The sequence below is a fragment of the Kribbella sp. genome, from assembly GCF_035655035.1.
Lineage (GTDB): Bacteria > Actinomycetota > Actinomycetes > Propionibacteriales > Kribbellaceae > Kribbella.
Genome location: NZ_DASRVN010000110.1, coordinates 1 through 6,427, shown reverse-complemented (window position 1 = coordinate 6,427; position 6,427 = coordinate 1). Strand labels below are relative to the sequence as shown.

Sequence of the window (6,427 nt, the reverse complement as noted above, 5' to 3'; positions counted from 1 at the left end):
ACGCCCTGGCGGACCTCATCACCCCGGCTGACCTCCGCCCCGACTACATCATCCCGTCCCCCTTCGATCCCCGAGTCGCCCCCGCGGTCGCCACCGCCGTCGCCGCCGCAGCACACACCGACGGCGTAGCCCGCTCCTGACCCCGCCGCGCCTGCCCCCGCGCGCGCACCCTGCCTCGCGTGCGCCTCCCGCCGCGCGCCTACTCCCCGCGCACCAGCCCCCGCCTAGGCCCCGTGTCGCCCGAGGTGGGGTGGATCGGGGAGGGGTGAGGTCGGTAACTGACTTGGGGTGGACCAGCGCCTAGGGTGGTTCGCATGCTTGCTGCTTATGCCGCCAAGTTCGACGCCGACGACCCGATTGCCGCGTTGGAGGTGGGGGAGCGGCCCGAGCCGACCGTGCCCGATGGGTGGGTGACGATCGACGTACGGGCGACCGCGCTCAACCACCACGATCTCTGGTCGTTGAAGGGGGTCGGGCTGGCCGAGCAGAGCCTGCCGATGATTCTCGGGTGTGATGCGGCCGGGGTGGACCCGGACGGCAACGAGGTCGTCGTGCATGCGGTGGTCTCGGATCCGGCGTGGAAGGGCGACGAGACGCTCGACCCGAAGCGGTCGCTGCTGAGTGAGCGGTACCAGGGCACCCTGGCGCAGAAGGTCGCCGTGCCGGCGCGGAACGTCGTACCCAAGCCGGTCGGGATGTCCTTCGAGCAGGCGGCGTGTCTGCCGACGGCCTGGTTGACGGCGTACCGGATGTTGTTCACGCAATCCGGGCTCAAGCCGGGCGACACCGTGCTCGTGCAGGGCGCGGGTGGTGGTGTCGCGACCGCGCTGATCACGCTCGCGCGCGCCGCCGGGATCCGCGTCTGGGCGACCAGCCGGGACGAGGGCAAGCGCGCCAAGGCGCTCGAGATCGGCGCGCACGACGCGTTCGAATCCGGCGCGCGGCTGCCGGAGCGGGTCGACGCCGTGATGGAGACCGTCGGCCAGGCGACCTGGTCGCACTCGCTGAAGTCGCTGAAGCAGGGCGGCACCCTGGTGATCTCCGGCGCGACCAGCGGCCAGGCGCCGAAGTCCGCCGAGCTCAACCGGATCTTCTTCCTCCAGCTCCGTGTCCAGGGCTCCACGATGGGCACTCGCACCGAGCTGGCCGAGCTGGTCCAGTTCATGGCGAACGCCGGGATCGCCCCGCACATCGACACCGTCCTCCCACTCGCCGACGCCCGGACCGGCTTCGAGAAGCTGAATGCGGGCGACGTGTTCGGCAAGATCGTCTTTACTGTCTGAGTGCAACCGGAAATCAGACCCGCGACGGTCGAGGACGCCGAGGCGGGCGCGTGGTGTCATCTGCTGTGCTGGCGGGAGGCGTACGCCGGGCTGGTACCGGACGAGGTGCTCCTCGAGCGGACCTCTGACATCGCCCGCCGTACCGAACGCTGGGAGGCCAACCTCGGCGCCGGCCGGACGCGCTGGATCGCGCTGAACCCGGATCCGTCGGCGCCCGTCGAGGACCGGGTCGCCGGGTTCGTCGGCACCGGGCCGGGGCGCGACGACGACGCGCCGGTGCCGTTCGAGCTGGAAGCGATCTACACCCGCCAGGTGTTCTGGAAGACCGGCCTCGGCACCCGTCTGCTGGACGTTGCCGTCGGCAAGCAGCCCGCGTTCCTCTGGGTCTTCGAGGGCAACGCCCGCGCCCGCGCCTTCTACCAGCGCCACGGCTTCGAGCCCGACGGCACCGCGAAGTACGACCCGTACTTCGACCTGCAAGAAATCCGGATGGTCCGTCAGTAAGTTTCACGCCTGAAACATTGGCGTCGCACCGGGGCAACGCGACGGGGCGAGGCTGTTCCTACCGCCTGAGCGACGAGGAGCAGCTGATGAGGCCTACTTTGACGGTGATCGTTGACCCGGCCGACAACTGGATGGCGAGGGCCGCGTGCGTCGGGCACGCGCCGTCGTACGACGAGACGGCCAGCCAGTGGGAGCAGCGGAAGGCACAGGCGATCTGCCTGACGGCGTGCCCGGTGATCGACGAGTGCCGCGAGTGGGCCCGCCGGACGAAGTTCACCGGCACCGCCGCGGGCGAGAAGTTCCTCTCGGGACGCCGTCGCGGCCGCCCCGGCCCGCAGGAACGCCGTACCCGCCCCACGATCATCGAAGAACAGCAGGCCAGCTAGTTTCCCGGAACTTTTCCGTCACCAGGTGACGGAAAAGTTCCGGACAGCTCAGACCTTGACGAGTTCGCGGTCGGCGTCGGCGGGCTCGGGGGTACGGCGGAACGGGGCGGTGATCGTGGGGATCAGCTGCTTGCGGTTGTGGATCGCCGCGCCGACGGCGAGCATCAGGTAGATCGCGCTGATCACGTATCGCCCGGTCTGGCCCGGTACGGCGAACTGGACGGCGAACAGGCCCAGCAGCGTGAAGGCCGCCCAGCGGGGGAATCGCAGGTTGAGCAGGATCGCGATGCCGAGCAGCGTCTGCGTCGCGGTCAGCAGGAACTCCTCGATCTGCCGGCCGTCCAGGTGCAGCGCGGGGCCACCGCCGCCGATGCCGTACGCGATCGGCAGGCTGCCGATCAGCAGGGTCCACTGGTTCACCTTCGCGGAGATCAGCAGGCCGAGCGCGGCCGCGCCCTTGCCGCGCCAGGCGAACAGGATCGCGACGATGAACTCCGGCGCCTCGGACGCCAGCGGCGCCAACCACTGGACCAGCAGGAACTGGTCGATCCCGAGCGCCTGACCGCCCTGGACGAGCGAGTCCGCGAACGGCTCCGCGGCCGCCAGGATCACCCCGGCCGAGACCAGGAACATCGCGGTCACGGTGATCCGGCGCTGCCGCCGGGGCAGCGCGCCGATGGTCGCGGCCGGGCCGATGAGGTCCGGCTCGTCGTCGTGGTCTGCGGTCGCCGCGCGGTACAGGTAGAAGGCGAAGAACGCGAGCAGCAGTACGCCGAGCACCAGGTGGATCTGCCCGGTCACCGGGATCACGAACGCGACCACGCCAGCGACCGCGAGGAAGCCCAGCTCGCGGCGGTACCCGGACTCCAGGACCAGGGACTTCACGGTGCGCCCGCTGCGCCGCGAGGCGACGTACAGGCTGATCAGTACGACGGCGGACCAGCCGAGGCCGAGGAGCAGCCGGTTCGACCCGGTCATGTTGGCGGCGGCGTACTGCACGTAGTCCGGGTTGGAGCCGGCGGTGTGCGCGAAATACAGGTCCACCGCGTACTCCGGGAGGACCGCGATCACCGCGAGCAGCGCGATCGCCAGGCCGCCGGAGATGTCCATCTCCGCGGCCTCGGCCGCCCAGGCCAGCACGAACGACGCCGCGACCACGGCGAGGCCGAAGATCGCGATCGACGCTGCCGCCGGGGGATGCGTGCCGGTGAGCCGCAGGACGACCGCGGGAACCGCCACCAGGAGCAGCAGCAGGACGGGGCGGAGCGCTCGGAACATGCTTCCAGCGTGCCACCGTTTTGATACTTTCGCAATTGCGAAAGTGTGAGACCGTGCTCACCTCGGCCCGGCGCGCTGTCCGCGGCGCGCTCCAGCGGTCACAATGACTGCGCGATGACCAACCCTGATCCGACGAAGGCGCAGCTCGAATCCGCCGCGGGCACCTTCGCCATGCTTTCCGCTCCGGTCCGGCTGCACCTGGTGTCGCTGGCCGCCCAGGGGGAGTACGACGTCGGCACCCTGGCGGAGCGGGTCGGCGTGAGTATCGCCACCGCCAGCCAGCACCTCGGCAAACTCCGCCTGGCCGGCATCATCACCGCCCGCCGCGAAGGCCGCCGCCACATCTACACCGTCGACGACCCCCACGTCCTGAACCTCGTCGACCAGATCTTCGAACACATCGCACCTGACGGCTCCCTGGCCCCCGACCCACCCCGCCGTACCCGACCGCCGCACACGGACTAGAGGACGTGCCGCAGGTACCGTTCGGGTGCCTGTAGGTAGGACTTCCAGTTCTGGACGAGTTGGAGGTCTTCCCAGGTTGTGCGGCGGATGCCCCAGTCGCCTACCTCGAGGATGGTGGCGCCGGGGAGGGCGGCGATGACGGGGGAGTGGGTGGCGCAGAGGACCTGGGAGCCGGCTTCGGCGAGCTGGTTGAGTACGCCGACCACGGCCAGGCTGCTGGAGAACGACAGGGCTGACTCGGGTTCGTCGAGGCAGTAGAAGCCGTGCCTGGTGAACCGGTCGCTGATCAGGCTGAGGAAGCTCTCGCCGTGGCTCATCTCGTGGAAGCGCGGCTCAGGGCCTCCTGGGTTCTGCTCCAGGTACGTGTAGAAGCCGTGCATGGTCTCCGCGCGGAGGAAGAAGCCGGCGCGTTTGGAGCCGACGCCGCGGGTCAGCTGCAGGTCGTCGGCGAGCGAGGACTCCGTGGCGCGCGTGGTCAGCCGGGCGCCGGTTGAGCCGCCCTCGGGGGACAGACCGAAGGCGACGGCGATCGCCTCGACCAGAGTGGACTTCCCGGCGCCGTTCTCGCCGACCAGGAACGTGACGCCCGGGTCCAGGTCGAGGCCGTCGGTCAGCAGCTGGTGTACGGCGGGAATCGTGTGCGGCCACGCCCCGGACACACGAACGCCCTCCGCCGCGGCGACCCGGCGTACGGGCTGCGTGGCGAAGGGCATTCGCTCAATTTACTCGTCCTCGTCGTCCAGGCGGGCGAGCCAGGTGGCGAAGCGCTCGACGGGCGTCTCGAACTCGGGGTTCAGGTCGACGAACTCGCGGAGCCGCTCGGCGACCCACGCCAGCGTGACGTCCTCCTCGCCACGCCGCTTCTCGAGCTCCTCGATCCCGCGGTCGGTGAAGTACATGTCAGCTGAAAGCCTGCTTCAGCAGCGTCGCCTGCTCGGTGCCGTGCACGCCGTGCGAGCCGACCGCCGGAGCGGACATCGCCGGCCGGGACACCCGGTAGAACGGCTTGCCGCCCAGGTGCTCGGTCAGGTTCAGCGCCATGAACGGCCACGGGCCCTGGTTCGCCGGCTCGTCCTGCACCCAGCGGATCTCGGTCGCATTGGGGTACTTCGCCAGTTCCGCGACGATCTCCTCGTGGGGCAGCGGGTACAGCTGCTCGACCCGGACGATCGCGGTGCTGATCTTGTCCGGCTCGACCTTCTTCCGCTCGGCGAGCAGGTCGTACACGATCCGGCCCGAGGCCAGGATGACGCGCTCGACGGCGGCCGGGTTCGCCTCCGCCTCGGCGTCGCCGAGCACCGGCCGGAAGGTGCCGTGGGTCAGCTCCTCCGGCTGCGACACCGCCTCCTTGCGCCGGAGCAGCTGCTTCGGCGTGAAGACGATCATCGGGACGTGCTCCTCGCCGAGCGTGTGCCGGCGCAGCAGGTGGAAGTACGACGCCGGCGTGGACGGCTGCGCGACGGTCATCGCGTCCTCCGCGCACAGCGCCAGGAACCGCTCGATCCGGGCCGACGTGTGGTCCGGGCCCTGGCCCTCGTACCCGTGCGGCAGCAGCAGTACGACACCGGACTTCTGGCCCCACTTCGCCTCACCGGACGAGATGTACTCGTCGATGACCGACTGGGCGCCGTTCACGAAGTCGCCGAACTGCGCCTCCCAGAGCACCAGCGCGTCCGGGCGGGCCACGGAGTACCCGTACTCGAAGCCGAGCGCGGCGTACTCGCTGAGCAGCGAGTCGTACACGAAGAAGCTCGCCTGGCCGTCGTCCAGGTGCTGCAGCGGAACGTGGTCCTGGCCGTTCACCCGGTCGATGATCGCCGCGAACCGCTGCACGAACGTACCGCGGCGGCTGTCCTGGCCGGCCAGCCGGACCGGCCGTCCGTCGAGCAGCAGCGAACCGAACGCGGTGATCTCCGCGCTCGCCCAGTCCAGCGGGCCCTCGGTGATCGCGTGCGCCCGGCGCTGCAGCTGCGGCTGCACCTTCGGGTGCACGGTGAAGCCGTCCGGCAGCGTGGTGTAGGCGTCGGCGATCTTCTTCAGCACCTCCGGCGTGATCGCGGTCGCGTCCGGCCCCTCGGGCTTGTCCGGGTACTCCGGCGCGGTCACGTACGGCGGCGGGGTGTCGGGCTCGTTCTTCGCGTCCCGGACCTCGGCGAACACCCGCTCGAGGCGCTGCTGGAAGTCCTGCATCGCCTGCTCGGCCTCTTCGATCGTGATGTCGCCACGACCGATCAGGGCCTCGGTGTAGAGCTTGCGGACCGAGCGCTTCTGCTCGATCAGGTCGTACATCAGCGGCTGCGTGAAGCTCGGGTCGTCGCCCTCGTTGTGGCCGCGGCGGCGGTAGCAGACCAGGTCGATGACGACGTCCTTGTTGAACGCCTGCCGGTACTCGAAGGCCAGGTCCGCGACCCGGATGCAGGCCTCGGGGTCGTCGCCGTTCACGTGGAAGATCGGCGCCTGCACCATCCGCGCGACGTCGGTGGAGTACATCGACGAGCGGGACGAGGCCGG

The 6,427-nt window shown here is 70.0% G+C and carries 8 protein-coding genes; 4 read left to right on the top strand and 4 right to left on the bottom strand.

The window, feature by feature from the left end; translation table 11 throughout:
• Positions 1-314: 314 nt before the first annotated feature.
• The 3 genes from VFF46_RS06370 to VFF46_RS06360 all read left to right on the top strand — a co-directional run bounded on the left by VFF46_RS06370 (position 315) and on the right by VFF46_RS06360 (position 2,173).
• Positions 315-1,283: a zinc-binding dehydrogenase gene (locus VFF46_RS06370; RefSeq protein WP_325036083.1), complete on the top strand. Its 969-nt coding sequence runs from the start codon at positions 315-317 to the stop codon at positions 1,281-1,283.
• Positions 1,284-1,787: a GNAT family N-acetyltransferase gene (locus VFF46_RS06365; protein WP_325036082.1), complete on the top strand. Its 504-nt coding sequence runs from the start codon at positions 1,284-1,286 to the stop codon at positions 1,785-1,787.
• A gap of 86 nt (positions 1,788-1,873) precedes the next feature.
• Complete coding sequence (locus VFF46_RS06360; protein ID WP_325036081.1) at positions 1,874-2,173, top strand: WhiB family transcriptional regulator; 300 nt, start codon at positions 1,874-1,876, stop codon at positions 2,171-2,173.
• A gap of 48 nt (positions 2,174-2,221) precedes the next feature.
• Here the strand turns inward: VFF46_RS06360 and VFF46_RS06355 are convergent, their stop codons facing one another.
• Positions 2,222-3,451 (bottom strand): sodium:proton exchanger, encoded by a 1,230-nt coding sequence (locus VFF46_RS06355; protein ID WP_325036080.1) that lies wholly within the window; start codon positions 3,449-3,451, stop codon positions 2,222-2,224.
• Positions 3,452-3,565: 114 nt separating this feature from the next.
• On the opposite strand from VFF46_RS06355, the gene VFF46_RS06350 reads away from it, so the two are divergent.
• Positions 3,566-3,916, top strand: coding sequence for a metalloregulator ArsR/SmtB family transcription factor (locus tag VFF46_RS06350; protein ID WP_325036079.1), 351 nt, complete (start codon positions 3,566-3,568; stop codon positions 3,914-3,916).
• Here the strand turns inward: VFF46_RS06350 and VFF46_RS06345 are convergent.
• From VFF46_RS06345 to VFF46_RS06335, 3 genes are all read right to left on the bottom strand, one after another.
• Positions 3,913-4,629, bottom strand: a complete 717-nt coding sequence (locus VFF46_RS06345) for an AAA family ATPase (RefSeq protein WP_325036078.1) — start codon at positions 4,627-4,629, stop codon at positions 3,913-3,915. The two genes, VFF46_RS06350 and VFF46_RS06345, sit on opposite strands and share 4 nt — an antisense overlap.
• A 9-nt stretch (positions 4,630-4,638) precedes the next feature.
• The gene (locus VFF46_RS06340) at positions 4,639-4,815 is read right to left on the bottom strand and encodes a DUF6104 family protein (protein WP_185759093.1); all 177 of its coding nucleotides are present in this window, start codon (positions 4,813-4,815) and stop codon (positions 4,639-4,641) included.
• A gap of 1 nt (position 4,816) precedes the next feature.
• Positions 4,817-6,427, bottom strand: a 1,611-nt coding sequence (locus VFF46_RS06335; protein WP_325036077.1) for a multifunctional oxoglutarate decarboxylase/oxoglutarate dehydrogenase thiamine pyrophosphate-binding subunit/dihydrolipoyllysine-residue succinyltransferase subunit, incomplete at its 5' end; no start/stop codon positions are given.

Bases quoted from the DNA above. Each gene is read 5' to 3' on its own strand.
- VFF46_RS06370 (WP_325036083.1), top strand. From the start codon at position 315: ATGCTTGCTGCTTATGCCGCCAAGTTCGACGCCGACGACCCGATTGCC.
- VFF46_RS06360 (WP_325036081.1), top strand. From the start codon at position 1,874: ATGAGGCCTACTTTGACGGTGATCGTTGACCCGGCCGACAACTGGATG.
- VFF46_RS06355 (WP_325036080.1), bottom strand. From the start codon at position 3,451: ATGTTCCGAGCGCTCCGCCCCGTCCTGCTGCTGCTCCTGGTGGCGGTT.
- VFF46_RS06350 (WP_325036079.1), top strand. From the start codon at position 3,566: ATGACCAACCCTGATCCGACGAAGGCGCAGCTCGAATCCGCCGCGGGC.
- VFF46_RS06345 (WP_325036078.1), bottom strand. From the start codon at position 4,629: ATGCCCTTCGCCACGCAGCCCGTACGCCGGGTCGCCGCGGCGGAGGGC.
- VFF46_RS06340 (WP_185759093.1), bottom strand. From the start codon at position 4,815: ATGTACTTCACCGACCGCGGGATCGAGGAGCTCGAGAAGCGGCGTGGC.